We start from the raw sequence: 20,434 nt of genomic DNA on the forward strand, positions 1-20,434 counted from the left end.
CCGATCGGGTGCGGCGGTGTCGTGTTCAGGGCGTGAGTCGTGTAGTGGCGTAGCGGGCATGTCGCGTCGAGTGCCACCCGATTCCCTGGTAGCTGCGCAACAGGCCTTCGCGGAGGTATCCGCCGAACTCCGCGACGCGGATCGAGTCGGTATCCCATGGCTCGACATAGAGCTCGATGCGATGCACGGCGGGGCTGGTCCGGGCGAAAATTGTCAGGGCCTCAACTACTTACAAACCTAATTCTCCTAGGATATAAACTAGGAGTATTAGTCCGAGAGAGGCTGCGATGTCACCACGCGCTGGGTTGACCGCCGAGCGGATCACGCAGGCGGCAGCGGAGCTCGCCGATGAGGTCGGATTCGACAGCATCACCGTCGCCGCGCTGGCCAGGAAGTTCGGCGTCAAAGACGCGAGCATGTACTCGCACATCAAGAACCTCGAAGACCTGCGCAACCGAGTGGCCATGTTGGCGGGCGACGAGAAGACCGAGCGCATCGCCACGGCAGTGGCCGGGCGCGCCGGACGGGATGCGCTCGTGGCCTTCGCCGACGAGTGGCGCCGCTACGCCCTGGAACATCCCGGCCGCTATGCCGCCACTCAAATGCCGATGGATCCCGCCGTTGCCGCCGATTGGAGCGGCGGGTGGCGTGCCATCGACCTGACCTACGGGATGCTGCGCGCCTACGGCCTCGGCGAACCCGATGTCACCGACGCGGTTCGCCTCTTGCGCAGCACTTTTCACGGTTTTGCCAACCTGGAGGCGAACGGAGGCTTCGGACATTCCCGCTGCACCGCCGTCTCCTGGGACCGCATTGTCGACGCTCTGCACATCACCCTCACCCACTGGCCCACCGACGAGAAAGCGACATCGCAGTGAGATCCGAAACCATCGAAGTGCCCGGCGCCACCCTGTATTTCGAGGTGCGCGGTAGCGGCCCGGTGCTGCTTCTGCTGCCGGGCAGCGGCGGCGACGCCGGGATTTTCGATCCGATCGCCGACGCTCTCGCCGAACACTTCACCGTCGTCGCCGCCGATCCGCGCGGTTACTCACGCAGCGTCCTGGATGCTCCCGAACCGGTGGATCAGCGCATGGATGTGTTCAGCGATGACGCCCACCGCCTGCTCGAACACCTCACGCCCGCGGGCGAATTCGCCTACGTCGCCGGTGTCAGTGGTGGCGCGGTGGTCGCGCTCGACCTGCTCGCCCGCAATCCGGAACGACTGCGCCTGGTCGTCGCCCACGAACCGCCGTGCTTCGCGGTCCTGCCTGATGCCGATGTGCACCGGGCCATGGTCGAGGAGGTGGTCGAACTCGCCCGGGACCAGGGACCCGCCGTCGCGGGCGGACGCTTCATGCGCGCGGTGGGCGTCACCTCGAAGCCGCTGCCCGATCCGGCCGGGGTACCGGCCCGCACCGCCGAAATGCTCGGACGTCTCATGGGCAACGCGTCGTTGATGTTCGCGCACGAACTGCGCGCGGTCACCGGTTACCGGCCCGATACGGCCGCACTCGCGGGTGTCGTGGACCGGCTCGTGCTGGCCGCGGGCCGGGAAACCCGTGGCCAACTCCCCTATCGCACCGCGGAAACCCTCGCGGCCGAGTTGGGCCGACCGCTGGTCGAATTCCCTGGCGGACACAGTGGCGTGCGGGAAGCACCGACCGAATTCGCTCATGCTCTGCTGGAGGCGCTGAAGGTCACTGCTGATCGCTGACCCACGCTTGGCACGCAAGTGTCCAGCAGCGCTGGAAGGCGATGCTGAGCATGCACTTCTATGGCAGAAATCGCCGGGGAATCTGCATGTTCGGAGTGAACAGCACTGGATGCCGGGCGGCAAGCATCATGGTGCCACGGTGCCCGCGGCACGTAACTGCTTGGGGCCGTATGTAACTGCGCGCAGCACCCATTCGATCGGCCCGTACCGGTAGTGACGGGTCCACAGCCGGGCCGCAGCGAGCTGGGCGGCGTAGATCGCCACCGCGATAGCCATGACGGTCCAATCGCCCAGACGTCCGGCGAGGGCGAATCCGTACCCGGTGAAAAGGAATGCGGTAACGAGGGATTGCGTGATGTAGGTCGTGGCGGCGATCTTCCCGGCCGGGGCGAACACCTCGGCAACCTCGGGTCGGCGCCGAATGATCCGCAATAGCGTCGCGGCATACGCGGCGGCCAGTAGCGGATCGGCCAACGGTGTGAGCGTCCTCAGTGGCAGCCAATGCGTGATTGCGGCGAGTGCCGAAATCGGCAGGCCGACAGTGAACCCGATGGCCTGGATGCGGGGCAGCACGGGCAGGTAGCGGTCCGGATTCTCCGAGAGGCGAACCTTACCTGCGGCGAAGCCGATCAGGAACAGTGGCAGCACATTGAACAGCCCGAACAGCAGGAAGAACGGCAGCCGGTCCACGAACAATTCCCAGCGCCATTCGGCGGCGGTCCCCCAGCCGGCCCGGACGATCCCGAGGGTACGAGCCGTCTCGTCCGGATCCCCCGTTTGCTCGCCGCCCAGTATTCCGACCAGGGCAATGCCGACTGCCCCGATTCCGTACATGACCCCGGCCAGCCACAAGGCCGTTCGCGGTCGTATCCGGCTGAGCGCCAACAGCGTCAAACCGACTGCACCGTATCCGAACAGCACGTCCCCGGTGAAGAAGAAAATCGCGTGCGCGAGCCCGATCGCCATGAGTGCCAGGCAGCGTCGCACGGTGCGGGCCCGGGCGCTCACTCCCGCCCGTTCAGCGGACCGGAACTGCATGGTCAGCGAGTATCCGAACAGGAACGAGAACAGGACGTAGAACTTGTTGTGGAACAACGCCTGCAGCAGGGTGATCACGGGTCCGTCGGCGAATCCGGCGGGATTCGACATGAGTTCGATATTCACAAGAAGGATTCCGCCGAGCGCGAATCCGCGCAGCGCGTCGAGTTCGATCAGTCGCGGCACCGTCGCCGTCGCTCGCTCGTCCGTCATGGGCCTGACCGTAGGGTCGGGCTGGCAGTGGGCGGATCACCCGTGGGGGTGAGACGGGTCTGGTTCCCCAGAGTGAGACTCCGCGCCACGTTTTATAACTCGTTTCACTATTGTTCCCCATGGCCTTCGTCATCGACAAGAGCGTGGAGATCGACGCATCCGCCCAGCTGGTCCGGCCTACTCGCTTATCGCGTCTGCCCCGAACAGCTACTTCCGGCGTATTGACATCACAGCAGGTCGGCGACCTCCAAATAGAGCTGGCGCTCGACGGCGATGTCGACGAGGAAGCTCTGGTGCTCGCTAACGGTGTCGGTCGCATGGAATGCCGCCACGGCGATCTCGCCGACCCGCAATCGTTGGCCGGTGAAATCGCGCTGTCCGAGGATGATCGGTTGTGCCTGATCGAATACCAATTCGGTGACATCGTCGGGCAGTGGGGTGCCGAGCATGTCGGTGACGGTGCCGGGGATGAGCCGGGCCGAGACGATCTGATCGAAGCTGGGCCGCCGCGCGATCCGGTGCGCCACATACATTTTGTCTGCCCGGCCGAAGCACAGATGGGTCAGCAGTTCCGCAGCGCGCAGGGGATGCGGATCGAGCTGTGCGAAGGATATGACGTTACGCACCGTGGCCACGACGTCTCGTGCGATCACGATGCCACCGCGATCGGGGTTGCCGCGAATCAGATTGCCCCGGAATGTGGTTCGCGGGCGGTCCGCGCTCGGATCCAGGTCGGCGAGCGAAAGGTCCGCCGGTTCGAAGGCATGGCCGCCGCGGAATCCGGTGCGCCGGTCGGCGCCGAGTGCCCGACTACCGCGCTCGTCCAACTCGATATCGAGCAGCACCTGAAAGTCATACGGCGAGAAGAACATCGGCCGATGCGAAAAGTAACAGTCGGTGCCGGTCCCGAAGACCACCATCCCGTGCGTGCCGACTGTTGGTGACGACCGATATGGACCCGCATATCTGGCAGTCCTGGTGAACATCCCGCTCATGAGGACGCTCCTTTCTTCATCCCCGCCCCCAGCCTGGCCCGAGTGCGCCGCACTGCCACGGGTGTCCGGCTACTCGAATCCCCCGCCCCGCGCTACTCGACCAGACCCGATATGTCGGCTTTCGTATTCCACGATCCTCCGATCGCGCCGCCTCGGCAATCGGTCGTGACCTGGATATATGGGTCGCCGGTCAATGCCCTGACGAAAGGCACCACAAAGCAGCCTCGGCCGCCGAGCCCCCTGGATTCGGCCGCGGTGACAGGTTTGCGGAGTGTCCTGGTGTTTCGGAAGCGACGTCAGTTATAGGACTTGGTGGCGATGTCGATGAGGTGTTCGAGGGTGTCGATGGTGGGGGTGTCGATCACGTCGACCACGTCACCGGCCACCGGTACATGGTTATCGGCGGTGACCTTGGCGAATTGGCTGGGGTCGCTGGTGCGGAATCCGTGTTCGGCGGCGAGGCGCTGCAGGTCGGGATCGGTGGTCAGCAGGCGGCCGATGCGATCGCCGGGCGCAGTGAGGGGCACGAGAGTGTGCTGGGAGACGACGGTCGGGGACGGGTAGGTCAACACCATGCCGGGTTTGATCTGGCCGCGGATGGCCGCCTCGACGAACTGTGCCTCGTAGATCCAGACCATGGGCGTCGGGCCCATGCCTACCGCAAGGTATTCGCGGAACGGGCCGTCGGTGGAGTTCTCGGTGTAGCCCTGGCGCACGAACAGCCGCGACACCGTGGGCAGTACGGCCTGTTCGGCGGCCGGGCCCTGCACGATGGTGTTGTCATTGGCGACGTGGCTCGCGACGGCCAGGTACATGGCGGCGGAGTTGGAGGTCCGCGGGTCGGTCGTGGACACCAGGATGTTTTTGTGCACCGAGTAGGCGGTGTTGTCGCGGAGTTTGTGCCACTCGACGTCGCTGCGCACGAGTTCTAGGTAGCGGGCCATATCGAAGGTCGGGACCGGACCGGGATGCAGCACGCCCGCCGCTGTCAGCAGGTCGGCGATGGGCTGGAAGGTGGCAATGGCCATGGGTGAGGAGAACGGGGTGTGCTTCGTGCTGATATTGCGCGCCCGCTGAATCCGTTCCGCCGCAGGCGCACTCGACGGAAACGCGAAGTCGTACTTCCCGAGATCGATGGACGTCGCGATCTGCCGCGATCCGGCCGGATCGACCTGTGCCTTGACACCCTTGCGGGCCAAGGCTTCCACGACGCGCGGATCTTCGAAGAAGGCCGTCTTCTCCGAACCGACCACGCCGTGCACCGTGGTCAGCGCTGCCGGCGCGCTGGCCGGAGCGGACTGGTCGGGCTGTCGCACCGCGAAGGCGACCACAAGGGCGAGGACGACGACCAGGGCCGCTGCCGCGAATGCCATGAGTCGCTTATCGGCGACGAACTTGCCACCAACCGCGACGATTCGACCCATCCCGGGCGACGGATCGGGATGTGGATTCGAGTTCGGTTGCACGGCAACGACTTCCGACTTGGCATCGGTTGTCGATGCCGCCAGTTCCCTGCGTACGATCCGCTCGATCAGAATCGGGACGAATTCCCGCACCGGATGGCCTTCGAACCGCTGCCGTACCGCGCCCACCACGTTCTCGACCTGATCGGCCGGATAGTCGTCGACCAGGCGGTCGGTCAACCGCTGAATCGCCTGCTCTTCGCGGACAGTAACGACACCCACCACAGTCTCCTCGGCGTCACATCGGTCTCCGGTCGCGACAGCGCTATGCCCCTGCGCGCGCCGCCGAACCCTACCGAAATTTTCGCTCACCACTACACCGGCGAAACCCCATCGCTGGCGAGCCGAACGCCATTTCGACTGTGCCGCTATATATCTGCCGCTGACCATCAAACGCGGCGACGCCCAGGTCAGCGCGGAAAACGCCGGTCCGACCGCCACCTGGTCCATGGTCCGCCTCGCCCCTGAACCGCCACCGATCCCGCGCCAACTAGCGCCGAATGTTCAACGCGCCATTCACCTTTCGCTACCCAACGTTGTCCCCGAGTTTCCACCCCCGAGCACTACGACTACCTGCTGCGTCGGTTGGGCGGATTCCTGAAATTTTGGGCACGCCACCGCATCGATGCTGTTCGGCAGGTTGTCCGCATCCGGGCGGCAGAACGCCGGTCGCCGACGTCAAGACGACGACGGAGCTGTTTCGGTTATGTCCGGGTCGGCGTCGTGCCCACTACGGCGAGCTTCCACCCCGACCCAAACCATGGTCTAGTTCACAGCTCGTTTCTGGGGGTTCGGACAGCTTCGGGAACAGGACACCGACCACGTCGAGTGACAGTCGCAATGGAACGGCTGCGGCATGGGTGAACAGTGGTCGCGACCGTGCTATCCCGGGCAGCGGGACGCCCGCGCCGCCCGGGATACCGTCGGAGTAGTCTGTGCGCCAGTTCAGTTCGACACCACTGGAAGACGCGTAGTGTCCGCGACCGAGTCGACCGCGCCACGGCCACGCGCGACAGTGAGAATCTCGAGCGTGCCGATCACGATCGCGCAGCCACCGGCTGCCATGCCGAGTACGTCCAGCGAATCGAACGGCAGGGCGATCATGATGAATCCCACCATCATGGTCAGCAGCCCGAATATCTCTTGCCAGCCACCTTCAGGCAACTTGTCCGCCCACACCGCTACGGTCGCCTGCGCGATCCCGCGCACGGCCCAGCCGAGGCCGATCCACACCGCGAGCAGCAGTATCGAATTCGCGCTGTGGAACGCCATCACTGCCGATGCCACGGAGGCGACGCCGCTGAAGAATACGAAGATCCGTAGCGCCGCCCCGAACCGGGCACCCATCGCGATGATCAGCTGCATCGCTCCGCTCAGTAGTAGATAGAGGCCGAACAATAGCTCCGCCAGCCGCTCGGTCTTGTCCGGCCACACGGCTATCAGCACACCGAGGACCACGGAGCCGACACCAGCGACCAGTACCGCCAGCCGCGCCCCGTCGGCAAGCGAACCCCCACGACCCGCACTCTCGTTTTCGGGCATAGCTCAATAGTATGACCTGAGTATTCGGATAACCGAATATTTGCTTCAAGGGTATCGATATTTTCAGCTCGACTGGGCGTGTCGCAGTGTGGCGCGCCGGTGCGCCAGCGCCCCGGTACCGCAGGCGAGCAATGCACCGGCCATGAGTATCAACTGCACATGTCGGGCAAGCAGGTTCTCACGCAACGGGTCACGCATCAGCAGTGGCCCACGACGATCATCACGAACCGCTGACAGAGCGCCGCGGCCAGCACAGCCTCCACCATCGGCCGCCACGCCCGGCGGTTCCGCTCGACCAGCCAACCGCCGACGCCGAGCAGGGCACAGCCGAACCCGATGAGTGACGCGCCGACCGCAGTACCGAAGTCCACCGTCGGTGCGTCGACGGTGTCGGCGCGGACTTCGCACCACCGCACCGCGATCACTTCATTTCGCCAAGTCTCCAGTTCCACAACCGATCCGGGTGTCACTTCAGCGCGGATCGTATTGTCGGAGGGGAAGCGAGGCGCCGCTCGATGCCGGTATCGACCTGGAGTCGGCAGGTCGCCGGCGCGTCACTCCCTCGTGGGCGACGGCATCGGTTGACAACGAGCGGGATTCAGCGCATTGCCTTCGCGCTGGCACGCCGCCCGGTCGCCCGCCGTCCGCGTCGCGTCGACGACTCCGAGGACGATGACCATGAGGGCGAGCAGCCCGAATCGAGGAGTAGCCGAGGACGTAAGGCCATCCCGGACCACCAGCGCTGCTCGGACGCGGTCAGTCGATCGCCAGAACCACGCCACGGACGGTGGAACCATTGATGATTTGCCACGGAACCGTTACCTGAGCGGCATTCGTCGCACAGGAGGTCAGTGCAGCGGATTGGCTGTCTGCCACCGAGTCGGCACGTGTCGGATTGGAACTCGGTGCGTCAGGGCGCTGGTTGTCTGCGGCCGGTTCACCAGGTGCCGCAGTGGAGTTCGGTGCAGTTGCCGACTCGGGACGCAGGACCCGCTCGACCCGAACGCTTCGATCATTGCCAACGACGATATCGGTGTGGGTCGGTGTATCCAGAGCCGAGCGGAATTGCGTTGCGGCGCAGGAGGGCTCGCCGATCGAGACGACGATGGAGGGATCCGGGGCATCGCTCGTGCTCTGCGCTTGCGGCTGCGCTTGCCCCGCCAGCAGTGCGATGATCTGAGCGACCGCTACCGGATCCCGGGTCGCGTCGTAGACCCACCGTTGTCCGAGCACACCGTGTGCGGTGGTGCCGACGAGAGCGTCCTCGGCACCGTCGAGTGGTGCGCCGCGGTAGGTCAGCGGCACGTGATAGGTGATCGGTTCCGGTCCAGCACTGTCGTTCACCAGCACGAATTCGATGCCGACCGCGCCCGCCGGATCGTCGAGTCGGAAACCACCGGCCTTGCTCAGCTCCGGGGCGCGCCCGCTGTCTCGAAACCACGGCCGGGTCGGCAACCAGGCGGTGAGCAGCTCGAGTTTGCTGGGCGACATGGTCGTGTGATGAATAACAGCCATGAGGCACCCTACCTTTCGAGGCACGGTGCGGGTTTCACGCAGCCTGGAGTTCGGGAGTGCGCGACACGGCACGCCAGAGCTCGACCGCGATCCACATCGCGCCGGCGGTCACCAATGCGCCCCAACCGATGCGCACCGCATGTGGCAGCCAGAAGTGCGGCAAGTACAGCACCATCGCGGCGGCCAGTGGAACCGCGCTCCAACGCTGCAACCTCCCCGACCGCCAGATGGCAACGGCAGCAAGGATCGCGGCGACGGCAATGAGGGCGAGGCCGATAGCGAAGACCGTCGCCGCGAGCGGGCTCATCCGAAAGTCCGCACCGATTTGTGTCAGGGAGGCGTCGCCGTCGGCAACAGCTCGTGCGCCGATGGCCCTGAGCCCGTACACCTCCGCACCGTAGTAGGAGATCGACAGTGCCGAGCCGATGTAGCCGACGGTGGCGGCAAGGTAAGCAGGCCGCTCGGTTCTGGTGTCCGCCAGGTGATTTCGCAGCGCGGCCCAACCGAGCGGAATGAGGATGAGGCCGATGATGGCGCCGATGTGACCCACCGCCCAACCGGTCGAGGTCCAGGACGCCGCGCCCTCGAGGGTGTCCTGGTCGGTGCGCGGGGCAACGGTTTCGTAGACGAGGAAGAGGATGCCGGCCAGGGCGAGACCCAAAGCGCCGATGCGCGTGCGTGATTCGTGCACAAGAACTCCTGTTTATCCGAATTCAATCGAGAGCGACGCTCTCTCTAGAGATCGACGGTCTCATAGTTCGGGCACACATGCAAGAGCACCGCTCTCGCCCACCAGCCCCGACTAGGGCTGTTGCAAACTGTCGAGCCGTTTTGCAACAACCCTGAAACACGGTTCGCCCTGAACGCGTCGGACAGGTGATGAGGAGACGTTGACCACGGTGCCGCCGCGCCGCAGCAGACTCGGCAACGCGGCCCGGGTCGTGCGGACCGTCGCGAAGAGGTTCAGGCCGTAGATCTCCGCCCACTGCTCGTCGTCGAAGGATAGGAATCCCCCGTCGCTCTGCCGTCACCCCCGCCCACATTGTTGACGAGCACGTCCAGCTCACCCAGCTCCGCCAGCGCCGCCTCGACCAGCAGCGCCGGTCCGTCGGCCGCCGCCAGGTCCACTGGGATCGCGATCGCCCCCCAGGTTCTCGAGTTCTGGCGTCAACGTCCGTGCGGCCGCGACCACACGCATGCCCTCGCCCGTCAGCGCCGCGATGGCGAGCCCGATCCCCCTGCTGGCCCCGGTCACCACGGCGGTTCGCCCACTCAGCTGCAGATCCATTCCATGCCTCCTCATTGCATCACGATCGACGCAACGAAGCTACAATTTGCAACATCAACGTTGCAAGTTGTAGCGATTTAGCTACCGCGTTGTAGTGTTTCAGGGTGACAATGCAGCACGGACACTTCCGCATCGGCGGCAAGCCGCTCCGCGCCGACACGGAACGGACGGTGCACTCAATCCTGGCGGCCGCTGAACGCGTGCTCTCGGGTGATCCCACGGCCACCATGGAACAGATCGCCGAGGCCGCCGGCGTCGCCCGCACCACCGTGCACCGGCGCTTCGCCACACGCGAGGCGCTTATCGACGCCCTGACTCGATGGGTGACCGAGCAGTTCGCCGCCGCCGTCGACGGCGCGGTGTCCGAGACCGCGCCACCCCTGGTCGTTCTCTACCGGGTCACCGCGGACGTGCTTCGCGTCAAGATCGGCTGGGGCTTCGCTATGACCCGGGCCGCCGGTTCCGCGGATCCGGAGATCGCCCGGGTGTACGCCGACGTGCTGGAGAAGTGCGACAGGCTCTTCCGTCGCGCGCAGGCCACCGGACTCCTGCGGTCCGACGTCGACATCAAGTGGGCGCGGCGCTGCTACTACGCGCTCATTCACGAGGTGACCCAGGGCGGAACCGCTGACGCAGACGTCGACGCCCTGACCACGCTGATCGTAGACACGCTACTGCGGGGATTCGGGGCCGATCCCGGGCACGCCTCCGCCGGTCTCTGACCAGTCGGATACGGGCCGACTCACGCCCCCGAAGGCTACCCGGCTCACCTCAGATGCGAACTCACGAGAGCTCGCGACCCCTTCGGTGCCGTTGTTCTCGGCGGTTATGCGCGACCAGTTCCAGCGGCGCACCCACGCCGCCGAGATCGGCGCGTCCACGCCGATGCTGATGGCGTTGTCCGGGCACGCCTCGGTGTGCAGTCTCGCCAAGTACACCGGGGGTGTCGGCCGAGGCGCTGGGACGATGGCAGTCGGCGACGAGGCCCGCGAGCGCTGGCCGGAGGAGTTCGAGCAGTCTCGGCGCAACACCGCGACGATGACTGCCGAGGACGTCGAGCGTATGCAGCGTGAGCTGACGGCGGCGATGATCCGCATGGCCGAGTTCATGGCCGCCGGCACCCCGGTCGGCGACGTGGTGGTCCAGGCGGAGATCGACACGCAGTATCAGGGCATATGCCGCTTCTGGACCCCGAACCGGGACGCGTACAAGTGCCTGGGGCAGATATATGTGGACGACGAGCGGTTCAAAGCGAACTACGAGAAGATCGCCGAGGGCCTGGCCGAGTATCAGCGGGACGCGATGGTCGTCTACGCGGAAGAGCGGCTCGGCGAGTAGTCCTCGGTTCGGAAGCCCGGGGTATCCCCGGACAATGCACTGGCCCCTCCGCGGCCAGTGCTTGGGTTCACGCGGTCGTCGCAACACTCTCGATGCGGGAGGTTGCGGCGACCGCGTAGCGCCGGATTTCTGGCGGATGCTCCCCGCTCCCTCGTAGTGGGCGCGGATCATTCGCCCTACGACGACGCTTCGACCGGATCGTCGCCGCCGCACTCCCGGTCGGCGACTCGCTCACCCTCATCAACTGGCTGAAGAGAACCAGCTCGCGAACTACCTCACCCCCGCCCGACACGCCGACCCCGTTCCACACCCGACCGCCGAGCCCGCTGAAGGCGTTGGCATAGTCGTGCAGCACCAGCGAAGGCTAGTGCGCCGAGGTCGCCGTCCTGCCCGGCGGCACCGCCCGGCAGGACTTCTAGACACCCTGTTCCGCACCTGCGGTACACCGCCGCGATCTGGACAACGTTCCACCAGCCGTGTGTCGTGGTATCGGAGTCAGCGTGCCGGAGACTATGTGAGGCGGACATCCGCGGTGGCGAGTCCGAAGATCTTGCGTGCTGCGGATTTGGCGACGATGACGATGACGGCGGTCCTCGTGTCGGGGTCTATCGACTTTATGCGCCCGGTAAACTCGACGCTTCCGGCGGAGGCGGCTTCCACGATCGTGTAGTTCGAGAGCCGGACTGCGTACCTAGTCAGTGCGCCTGGGTCACCGAGCCACTCGGTGACAAAGCCTGCCCCCAGGCCCATCGTGAGCATGCCGTGCGCTATCACGTCAGGGAGGCCCGCGAGCGCGGCGATGTCGTCGTGCCAATGGATCGGATTGGCGTCACCGGCGACGCCAGCGTAGTTCACCAGGTCGCCCCGGGTCAGCTGCGCGATCCGTGCGGGAAGCTCGTCACCGACCGTAATGTCCTCGAATCGGATTCCGGTGCGCGGGACTCTCGTCCGGGCGGTCGTGGACTCGTGTGGGCGGGTGTTCGAAGCCCGGTGCGTCGCAGTGTGCCTTTCCGCCACCGCGGCTGCGCGGCCGGCGGTTGCGGTTCGAGAGGGCACATCAATACCGTGCATGACCACACGGTCGATCGCGGCGCTGATGCCGGTGTCGACGTCCGCGCCGGTGATGCCGACGACGGTCGTGTGCATGACCTGCACAACCTGGCCCGTCTGGTCGGTGAAGGTGTTCTTGACAGTGAGCAGATCCTTGCCTGCTATGCGGCGAACCGAAGCGAGTTCGACATCGCTGACCAGCCGGTCACCGGCCACTACCGGCTGGTGTATCTCGAAGACCTGGTCGGTTTGCACGAACACGTCGTAGCCGGTGATGACACTGTCGAATAGCTTGCGGTTGGCCAGCATCGCGGCGATCGAGATGAACGTGGTCGGCGCGACCAAACCCGCGTACCCGAGCTCGTCGGCAGCGTCCTCGCTCCAGTGCGCGGGGTGGAAGTCCTGCACAGCTCGTGCATACTCGCGGATCTTCTCCCGACCCACCTCGTAATAGTCATCCGCGCGATAGTGATGCCCCACCTGCCCAGCCGCATCGCATGTCGCTTCCACCAAACCGCTCCTCACTTCAGATTCTTTACGGGCCTCGCAATCGGGTGTCCGCAGAACCCGACTCCACGAATGGACATCACTCTTTTACACGACGCAGAGCTCTGCCGGGCGGAACAAAACAGGATGGACCGCCTATCGTGGCCAGCGAAGCATTGCCACATTCTCGACATCCGACACGAAAAAACCGATAGCTTCTCCGGCGGGCCCTCGCCCCGACGGCATTGCGCGCTCGATCTGGCGCGCACGGTTAGAACCAGTGGCCTTGTGACTTACACCGGGCAGCCGGTCTGTTATCTCGGCACCCCATCGGGGTGCAAACCTGACAAGAGGTTCCCGCTGCCTGCGCACTAACCGGGGGCGCCCTCGGATACCGATCCGGCTCGACTGGCGACCAAATGGTCGAGCTGGCGTTCGGCGCGTTCGGCGCGGGCCAAGGTTTGGGCGCGGGCTTCGTCGAGTGTGGCCAACCGTTCGGTGGCTTCGCGCCGTACCTGCTCGAGTGCGGCCGTCGATTCGGCGCGCACCGCCGCGACCTCCGCACTCGCCGCGCGGCGCACCTCGACGAGTTCACCGCGCGTGCGATCCAGCTCCTCGCGCAATCGGTTCAATTCCTCGCGCAATCGGTTCAGTTCCGTGCGTGCCTCCGCGATGGCCTGATTGCGTTCGGCCACGGCCTGTTCGGCGCGTTCGATGGCGCGTTCGGCATCGGCGGCGCGCTGCACCGCCAGATCGCGTTCGGCACCGGCCGCGGTGATCTGCTGGGCGGACTCACGCCGGATCTGTTCGATTTCCGTCGCGGCCTTCCGGCGTGCCAGCTCCACATCCTCGGTGGCCTGCTGCCGCGCACGTTCGACATCGTCGGCGGCTTCGCGGCGGATGGTGCGTATCTCGGCGTCGGCCTCGCTGCGCACCGCGAAGACATCGTCGGCGGCCTGTTTGGTCACCCGCTCGACCTCACGCAGGGCATCCGATCGCGCCCTATCGGCCTCGGCGACCAGTGATTCCGCATGTTCGGCCGCGCTGGCCGCATCGTCGGCGGCCGATTCCGCGGCCGCGCGCGCCTCCTCAGCCTCGCGTCGCGCCTGGTCTGCGGCGACCGTCGCGACCTCCGCCTCCGCGATGCGTCGTGCCGCGTCCGCCTGCACGGCCTGTACCTGCGCCTCGGCGATCGCCGGATCGGCCAGCGTGGACAGTTCGGCCACCGCCGCATTCAGGGTGTTCCCCAATTGATCGGCCAGTCCACGGAATTGCGTGAGCAGCTCATCCGCGCGCAACCGCGCCACCGTCGCCGGCCCCTGTTGCGTCACAGTGACGGCAGCAGCTGGTGGCTGCGACTCCTGTTGTTGCCGTTGCCGTTCCCGCCAAGCGCGCCACCGGGTGTGCTCCGGGTGATCACAGTATTCCGAGGGCCGCCCCGGTCCACCCCCGCGCGTAATCGGTCGAGCACATCCGGGGTAGTTGCAAACGTTAGACATTAGAGAATCGTAGCGTTGGTTTCGTCGAATCAAACGTATTAAGACGAAACGAAATGCATGTCACCCCAAGGCCATCCATTCGCCAACTCCCTGAGTCCAACCTCCGATAAGTGAACATTATCGGGGGTTAAGATTTCCTGGACCCTGGCAATCCGTCTGCTGGAGTTTCGTTTTCGTTTGGTTTGCGCATACGAAACGAATCAGCAACGGAACCCTGCAAAAAGGGTCCCCCACGTCGCAGACGAGCGAGGGCTCTCATGCATCAGCCGGATTCCCATGTGATCTACCGGAAATGGGCATGCCGACAGCGCGAGCTGTCGAGGATGGCCCACGTCGGCGAGCGTGTACCGGTGGCTCACGTTTGGAAGTCGTCCTCGCACAAGCGGACGTTGGGCGGGCCCAGAAAGTTGCCAATGCCAGCGATTCCGTCGAATTTGCTTCAACCCAGAGTTCGGCCGACAGCTGGTCAGTGGAATCAGGCTCAGCCCGTCGTTGGGGACGCGGCGGTCAGCGACCCTGCTTCCAACACGGATGGTGGGACCGGGTCCGCGGCCACAGTCTGGGCTGGGTCAGCGCCCATGGTGACGACGGGCTGTTGATCGGGTTCGTCAACGTCGCATGGGATGGAGCCGACCACGCCTTTCTGCTGGATACCAAGGTCCGCCCGGAGCACCAGCATCGCGGCATCGGCACCGAACTCGTCCACCACGCCAGTGATGCGGCGCGCGGCGCGGGGTGTGAATGGCTGCACGTCGATTTCCGGCCCGAACTGGGAGCGTTCTACTTCGATGCCTGCGGGTTCACCCGCACCGATGCGGGACTGCAGCATCTGCGGGACGTCGCCCCGTGATCGAACATTCTTCCGCGCAGACGCCGAACGCACGCAATCTGCTGTGCATGTCTTCAGGCACCGCCGGGCGTTCTGGCGAGAATCAGCTCCTTGGCCCCGCGACCCGGGCACCGAACTGGCGCGGCTGTCCTACGGCCAGGCCCGCGCCACGCTCGACGCCCACACCGCACTCCAAGGCCCTGGAACGGGTTGGGACCTGCGCGAATCCCAGCATTCGGCGTTGACCCACCTCGGCGAGCAGGGCGCGCCCGCTGCTGTTTATGGCGAAGTCCCGACACAAGAAGCCGGAGAATGTCTGCTGCTACTGCAAACCCTCCGACCAGGCGCTGGCCGAGGTCAACCTGCCGGCCCCGGCGATCGATCGCCAGCGCTGGAAGGTACGGCGGCGGGTGTACCGGCGCGTCGGCAGCGCAAGTCGGCGCGCGATGGCATGGTCTGGCGGCATGGCGATCGAAATGCACCACGATGACCGGCTGATACGTCGCTACGAGGACGAGCCGCTGCCCGAACTGGACGAGACCACCGCATCAGTCTTGCCGCATCCATTGCTGCCGGTGTTCCTCGCCGCCGCCGATGGCGCCTTTCCCCCTGCGGATGGTCAGGTCATTTTCATGCCCGCCACCCAGAAGGGCATGCACGCGGTCGTCTCGTTCACTGGCTACGCGATCTTTGCGACTTCCCGGCCGGTGACGGACTTCGCCGAGTTCCACCTCGACGGATTCGGAGCCGCGTTGCAGCCCGACGTCCTGCAACGCCTCGCGGGGGCCACCGGCGAAATCGGTACCCTTGACGTCACCCTCGCCCACCGCGGCCAGGGGAACGGCAGGCTCCCGATCCGCGAAGATCTCGGCCACCATCCACGGGTCCGCCACGCTCGACATCTGCGCACCGGCGTCCGAGTTCACGGCGATGACCGAGGACTGGTCACCATTGCTTCCGGACTCGTTGGACGGACCGAGATCTCGGTGGAGCTACACCATCCCGATCACGGCGACGGTACCGGACGCGCGCTCATCCACGAAGCACTCCAACTTGTCCCGGCCGGTGAAACCGTCTTCGCCGCTGTGTCGCCGGGCAATGCGCGTTCCCTGCGCGCGTTCCTCGCATGCGGCTTCCGGCCAGTCGGCAGCGAAGTGATCATCGCCGATACAGATCGATAGGTTCGGGCTATGGACCTTCCGACAGCAACACCGTCGATTCGAGCCATAGCCGAGCTGGCCACCCCGATGGACATCCGGGTGGCCGTAACGCTCAGCTGAGCGCCGGATTTCACCGCAGTAGGCAGGCCCCGCCGCATTCCTTGCGTCAATATCGTTGCTGCACAACCAATTAAGCGCGCCCGCCGATTGGCAGGCATCGGGGTGTGTATTGCGAGAACTGCGACATCGCCGAACCCACCGACAGCGCCGAGATGATCAGCGGGGCAGCGACCACCCGATCCCGATCACGCCGCCCGGCTACGGGAGCCTTCGTCTCGACTGACCGGACTCGATGTATTCGCGGGCCCGTGAATGCGCAGGTGGCGGCTGGTCTTGCGTAGCCACCACCGTTCTGCTGGATCACACTACTCCATAAAAAACATCAACAACTATTGCTGATATCTCAATCAGCTTCTACTGTGATCTCACTTACTTGCAGTGAAGGAGATCTCAGTGGCATCCAGTCACGATCCTCGACCGGCCGGTTGGCGAGTCGGTGCCGATATCGGCGGCACATTCACCGACATCATCGCCCTGGGCCCGGCCGGAGAAGTCGTCCCGATGAAGATCCCGTCCACACCGCCCGACTATGGTGCGGGCGTCGTGGCGGCGACCACCCAGGTGCTTTCCCTGGCCGGGGCCGAGCCGGAAGCCGTGACCGCGATGCTGCACGGCACGACCGTGGCCACCAATGCGATCCTGTCGATGACCGGCGTTCGCACGGCGGTGGTCACGACTCGCGGGTTCCGCGACGTGCTGGAGCTCGGACGGCTGCGGCGGCCGGTGCTCTATGACCTCTCGTGGACCAAGCCCGAGCCCCTCGCCCGGCGCCGGAATCGGTACGAACTCGACCAGCGGATCACCGCCGACGGGCGTCTCGAACCACCGGCCGGCGACGACGAGGTTCGCGCTGTGGCCGCACGGCTACGCGCGGACGGAATCGAAGCGGTGGCCGTGTGCCTGATCAACTCCTACGTCCGCCCCGACGAGGAGCGGCGAGTCGCCGAGCTGCTCCGAGCTGAGCTGCCGGATGTCTATGTCACGGCGTCGGTCGATGTTTCTCCGCAGCCGCAGGAGTTCGAGCGCACGAGCACCGCGACGGTCAATGCCTATGTCGGGCCGGCGGTGCACGGTTACCTCACCCGTTTGGAAGCCGGGTTGCGGGCGGCGCGGGTGAGCGCCCCGCTGCTGGTCATGCAGTCCAGCGGAGGCCTGCTCGATGCGGCCTCGGTCGCGCAACGGCCAGTGCAGATCATCGAGTCCGGTCCGGCAGCCGGTGTCACTGCCGTGCAGAAGCTGGCACAGTTGATCGGCCTGTCCAGCGTGGTCGCGTTCGATATGGGCGGGACCACGGCGAAGGCGTCCTTGATCGAGCACGGCGAGCCGTTCGTCTCGGCCGACTACGAGGTCGGTGGCGGCATGAACGTCGCCCGCGGCCTCAGCTCCGGCGCCGGGTATCCGGTGCGGGCACCATCGATCGACATTGCCGAGGTCGGCTCCGGAGGCGGCAGCATCATCTCCGTCGACGCGGCGGGCGCGCTCCATGTGGGGCCCGCCAGCGCCGGGGCGAGCCCCGGCCCTGCCTGCTATGGCTTCGGCGGTGAGTTGCCGACCCTGACCGACGCCAACGTGACGCTCGGATATCTGAGTCCACAGGCTATCGCCGGTGGCCGCGTACCGATTTACCCCGATCGGGCCGTGAAAGCACTGTCGCCGGTCGCCGAGCGACTCGGTGCCGATGTTCCGGCTACCGCGCGCGGAACATACCAGGTGGCGGTGTCGAACATGACGACCGCGGTCAAAGCGGTGACGAGCGAACGCGGCCGTGACCCACGCGAGGCCACGATGGTCGCCTTCGGCGGCGCCGGTCCGCTCTACGCTGCCGAGCTGGCTCGCGAGCTGGGTATCTCGACCGTCATCGTGCCCGTACACCCAGGTCTGTTCAGCAGCCTGGGCCTACTCGTCGCCGACACCGAACGCCACGAACTCGCCCCATACCGGCCCGAATTCGCCGAGGTGAGCGCGCTGGCCGCGGAGTTCGATCGGCTCGCCGCGACGGTGAGCGCAGAGCTGGGGACCGACGCCGTCATGGATCGGCTGCTGGACATGCGCTACCGGGGCCAGCGATTCGAGCTGCGCATCCGGGTGCCCGATGGCGACCTCACCGAAGACCTGCTCGCCGAGGTGTGGGAGCGGTTCCATGCCGAGCACAAGCGCACCTACGGCCGAGCCGGCACGGACGAGCTGGTCGAACTGGTCAACCTTCGGGTACGTGGTCGACTGCCCACCCCTGTATCGATCGCGAACGTGCTGGGCCTCCCCGTCGCCGCGGGCCGTGAAGCCACCACCCGGGAATGCCGGTTCGCCGAGACCGTATCCACGCCCGTCGTGAGTCGGTTAGACCTCGGCACCGAGCCGGCCGACGGACCGATGGTCATCGAGGACATGGACGCCACCACCCTCGTCCCACCCGGCGCCCGAGTACACCGCGACCAGTTCAACAACATCGTCATCACCTGGAGTGCCGAATGATTCGCGATGCCGTGACCTTCGAGGTCTTCCGTAATGCCGTCACCGGGATCGCCGACGAGATGGCGATCACGATCGTGCGCACTGCGCACTCGGAGCTCGTCGCGTCCAGCATGGACTTCTCCGCCGCCCTCTGCGACGCACACGGCAGGGTGATCGCCCAGGCCAACACCTTGCCGGTGCATCTGGGTTCTGTTCCGGACGCGATGGAGGAAATCCTCGCCGAGTTCGGCGACGGGATCCGGCCAGGAGACATCTACCTGCTCAACGACCCGTCCCGGGGCGGCATGCACCTGCCCGACATCTTCGCGGTCGCCCCGGTGTTCGCCGGAGAAACCCTCGTGGGATTCGCGGTCACGGTCGTCAACCACACCGATGTCGGTGGCTGGGCGGCCGGCTCCATGGCCGTGCAGTCGACGAGCATCTTCGCCGAAGGGGTGCAGATCCCGCCGTCGCGTCTGGCCGAGGCCGGGGTGATCAACGAGACGTTCCTACAGCTGATCCTGCGCAACGTCCGCGAACCCGAGTTGCTGCGCGGTGACCTGGAGTCCCAGCTGGCGGCCTGCCACACCGGGGCCGAGGGCCTGCGAGCCCTCGCGGCGCGGCACGGCGTCGAACGACTCGCGTCGCTCAATGACGAGCTGCTCGACTACTCCGAAACCCTGCTACGCGCCGCGCTCGCCGAGGCGGTCCCCGGCACGTATGAGTTCACCGACCACATCGACGACGACGGCCTCGGCTCCGGGCCGATCCCGATTCGCGTGCGGGTCACGCTGTCCGAGTCCGGAATCGAGCTCGACTTCACCGGCTCGTCGCCGCAGGTCGACTCCGCACTGAACGCCACGGCCTCGTTCACCCGCTCCGCCGCCTACGCGGCTCTGCAAGGTGTCCTCGCTTCGGACATCCCCGCGAATAGTGGGTTCTACCGTCCGTTCACCTTCGTCATCCCGGAGGCATCGATCCTCAACGGGCGGCGCCCCTCCGCGCGCGGCGCCCGCGGTCTCGTGGGCTTCCGGATCATCGATGCGGTGCTCGGGGCACTCGCCCCGGTGTTCCCCGATCAGGTGCCCGCCGCCGGAGAGGGCGGGCCGGACGGGATCGCGATCGGCGTCGTCGGAGCCGACGGGGCGTCCGTCGTGCTGTGGGATCCCCTGGCCGGAGCGTGGGGTGCCCGTCCCGACCGCGATGGCGTCGACGGGATCAGCTCACTGGGCGCCAATCTGACCAATACCCCGATCGAGGAGCTCGAACGTTCCGGTCACATCCGCATCGACGGTTACGGCTACCTCCCCGACAGCGGTGGGGCGGGCCGCTGGCGCGGTGGCCTGGCGACCTTCCGGGATATGACGCTGTTGTCGCCCCAAGCCAGCGTGCAGATCAGATCCGACCGGCGGAAGTTCCTGCCCTACGGCCTGGCCGGCGGTGCACAAGGGACGCCCTCGCTCAATGTGCTCGACCCCGGTGGGCCCGGTGAACGCGTACTGGAATCCAAACCGCACTTCACGATGACCGCCGGAACCCGTCACCGACATGTGACCGCGGGCGGGGGCGGGCACGGTAGCCCCTTCGAGCGTGCCCCTGAACTGGTCCGCGAAGACGTCCTCGACGGCAAGGTAAGCCGTGCGGGGGCCGAACGCGACTACGGTGTCGTGATCACCGAAGACGGTGTGATCGACGCGAGCGCCACCGCCGGGTTGCGCGGCCAGGCGCGCTGA

General features: G+C 66.0%; 20 protein-coding genes and 1 pseudogene. 8 read left to right on the forward strand and 13 right to left on the reverse strand.

Annotation, left to right across the window (positions count from 1 at the left end; genetic code table 11):
• Positions 1 to 25 precede the first annotated feature (25 nt).
• Positions 26 to 187: a hypothetical protein gene (locus AB0L63_RS19720; protein WP_364502582.1), complete on the reverse strand. Its 162-nt coding sequence runs from the start codon at positions 185 to 187 to the stop codon at positions 26 to 28.
• A 100-nt stretch (positions 188 to 287) separates the two neighbouring features.
• On the opposite strand from AB0L63_RS19720, the gene AB0L63_RS19725 reads away from it, so the two are divergent.
• Positions 288 to 878: a TetR/AcrR family transcriptional regulator gene (locus tag AB0L63_RS19725; protein WP_364502585.1), complete on the forward strand. Its 591-nt coding sequence runs from the start codon at positions 288 to 290 to the stop codon at positions 876 to 878.
• Positions 875 to 1,714: an alpha/beta hydrolase gene (locus AB0L63_RS19730; RefSeq protein ID WP_364502588.1), complete on the forward strand. Its 840-nt coding sequence runs from the start codon at positions 875 to 877 to the stop codon at positions 1,712 to 1,714. Before AB0L63_RS19725 ends, AB0L63_RS19730 begins: the two co-directional genes overlap by 4 nt.
• A gap of 126 nt (positions 1,715 to 1,840) precedes the next feature.
• On the opposite strand, the gene AB0L63_RS19735 is transcribed toward AB0L63_RS19730, so the two are convergent.
• The 10 genes and pseudogenes from AB0L63_RS19735 to AB0L63_RS19780 all read right to left on the reverse strand — a co-directional run bounded on the left by AB0L63_RS19735 (position 1,841) and on the right by AB0L63_RS19780 (position 9,768).
• Complete coding sequence (locus tag AB0L63_RS19735; protein ID WP_364502591.1) at positions 1,841 to 2,965, reverse strand: DUF418 domain-containing protein; 1,125 nt, start codon at positions 2,963 to 2,965, stop codon at positions 1,841 to 1,843.
• 227 nt (positions 2,966 to 3,192) lie between these two features.
• Positions 3,193 to 3,960, reverse strand: a complete 768-nt coding sequence (locus AB0L63_RS19740; protein WP_364502594.1) for a hypothetical protein — start codon at positions 3,958 to 3,960, stop codon at positions 3,193 to 3,195.
• A 296-nt stretch (positions 3,961 to 4,256) separates the two neighbouring features.
• Complete coding sequence (locus AB0L63_RS19745; RefSeq protein WP_364502597.1) at positions 4,257 to 5,645, reverse strand: three-helix bundle dimerization domain-containing protein; 1,389 nt, start codon at positions 5,643 to 5,645, stop codon at positions 4,257 to 4,259.
• A gap of 723 nt (positions 5,646 to 6,368) precedes the next feature.
• The gene (locus tag AB0L63_RS19750; protein WP_364502599.1) at positions 6,369 to 6,965 is read right to left on the reverse strand and encodes a DUF308 domain-containing protein; all 597 of its coding nucleotides are present in this window, start codon (positions 6,963 to 6,965) and stop codon (positions 6,369 to 6,371) included.
• A gap of 63 nt (positions 6,966 to 7,028) precedes the next feature.
• A complete protein-coding gene (locus tag AB0L63_RS19755; protein WP_364502601.1) occupies positions 7,029 to 7,163 on the reverse strand; it encodes a hypothetical protein in 135 nt (44 codons plus the stop codon).
• On the reverse strand, positions 7,163 to 7,435 hold the full coding sequence (locus tag AB0L63_RS19760) for a hypothetical protein (RefSeq protein WP_364502604.1): 273 nt from the start codon (positions 7,433 to 7,435) through the stop codon (positions 7,163 to 7,165). Before AB0L63_RS19760 ends, AB0L63_RS19755 begins: the two co-directional genes overlap by 1 nt.
• A 286-nt stretch (positions 7,436 to 7,721) precedes the next feature.
• Positions 7,722 to 8,480 carry a 1,4-alpha-glucan branching protein gene (locus tag AB0L63_RS19765; protein ID WP_364502607.1) on the reverse strand — a complete coding sequence of 253 codons (759 nt, stop codon included), beginning with the start codon at positions 8,478 to 8,480 and terminating at the stop codon, positions 7,722 to 7,724.
• A gap of 34 nt (positions 8,481 to 8,514) precedes the next feature.
• Positions 8,515 to 9,171: a hypothetical protein gene (locus AB0L63_RS19770; protein WP_364502610.1), complete on the reverse strand. Its 657-nt coding sequence runs from the start codon at positions 9,169 to 9,171 to the stop codon at positions 8,515 to 8,517.
• Positions 9,172 to 9,282: 111 nt separating this feature from the next.
• Positions 9,283 to 9,486: pseudogene (locus tag AB0L63_RS19775) on the reverse strand (SDR family NAD(P)-dependent oxidoreductase); the annotation flags it as partial.
• A 57-nt stretch (positions 9,487 to 9,543) separates the two neighbouring features.
• Positions 9,544 to 9,768 (reverse strand): hypothetical protein, encoded by a 225-nt coding sequence (locus tag AB0L63_RS19780; protein ID WP_364502612.1) that lies wholly within the window; start codon positions 9,766 to 9,768, stop codon positions 9,544 to 9,546.
• A gap of 110 nt (positions 9,769 to 9,878) precedes the next feature.
• Here AB0L63_RS19780 and AB0L63_RS19785 point away from each other — a divergent pair, with 110 nt between their 5' ends.
• Positions 9,879 to 10,490, forward strand: coding sequence for a TetR/AcrR family transcriptional regulator (locus tag AB0L63_RS19785; RefSeq protein WP_364502916.1), 612 nt, complete (start codon positions 9,879 to 9,881; stop codon positions 10,488 to 10,490).
• Between the two features lie 106 nt (positions 10,491 to 10,596).
• Positions 10,597 to 11,106 (forward strand): TipAS antibiotic-recognition domain-containing protein, encoded by a 510-nt coding sequence (locus AB0L63_RS19790; RefSeq protein WP_364502615.1) that lies wholly within the window; start codon positions 10,597 to 10,599, stop codon positions 11,104 to 11,106.
• A gap of 510 nt (positions 11,107 to 11,616) precedes the next feature.
• Here the strand turns inward: AB0L63_RS19790 and AB0L63_RS19795 are convergent.
• The gene (locus AB0L63_RS19795) at positions 11,617 to 12,669 is read right to left on the reverse strand and encodes a fused (3R)-hydroxyacyl-ACP dehydratase subunits HadA/HadB (protein ID WP_364502919.1); all 1,053 of its coding nucleotides are present in this window, start codon (positions 12,667 to 12,669) and stop codon (positions 11,617 to 11,619) included.
• A gap of 344 nt (positions 12,670 to 13,013) precedes the next feature.
• A complete protein-coding gene (locus AB0L63_RS19800; RefSeq protein WP_364502618.1) occupies positions 13,014 to 13,949 on the reverse strand; it encodes a hypothetical protein in 936 nt (311 codons plus the stop codon).
• A 490-nt stretch (positions 13,950 to 14,439) separates the two neighbouring features.
• On the opposite strand from AB0L63_RS19800, the gene AB0L63_RS19805 reads away from it, so the two are divergent.
• The 4 genes from AB0L63_RS19805 (at position 14,440) to AB0L63_RS19820 (ending at position 20,434) form a co-directional block, all read left to right on the forward strand.
• A complete protein-coding gene (locus AB0L63_RS19805) occupies positions 14,440 to 14,991 on the forward strand; it encodes a GNAT family N-acetyltransferase (RefSeq protein ID WP_364502621.1) in 552 nt (183 codons plus the stop codon).
• A gap of 260 nt (positions 14,992 to 15,251) precedes the next feature.
• A complete protein-coding gene (locus AB0L63_RS19810; RefSeq protein ID WP_364502624.1) occupies positions 15,252 to 16,151 on the forward strand; it encodes a hypothetical protein in 900 nt (299 codons plus the stop codon).
• Between the two features lie 492 nt (positions 16,152 to 16,643).
• Positions 16,644 to 18,722, forward strand: coding sequence for a hydantoinase/oxoprolinase family protein (locus AB0L63_RS19815; RefSeq protein WP_364502627.1), 2,079 nt, complete (start codon positions 16,644 to 16,646; stop codon positions 18,720 to 18,722).
• On the forward strand, positions 18,719 to 20,434 hold the full coding sequence (locus AB0L63_RS19820) for a hydantoinase B/oxoprolinase family protein (RefSeq protein ID WP_364502630.1): 1,716 nt from the start codon (positions 18,719 to 18,721) through the stop codon (positions 20,432 to 20,434). Before AB0L63_RS19815 ends, AB0L63_RS19820 begins: the two co-directional genes overlap by 4 nt.

This window comes from Nocardia sp. NPDC051990 (assembly GCF_040680755.1).
In the GTDB taxonomy this organism is placed as follows: domain Bacteria; phylum Actinomycetota; class Actinomycetes; order Mycobacteriales; family Mycobacteriaceae; genus Nocardia.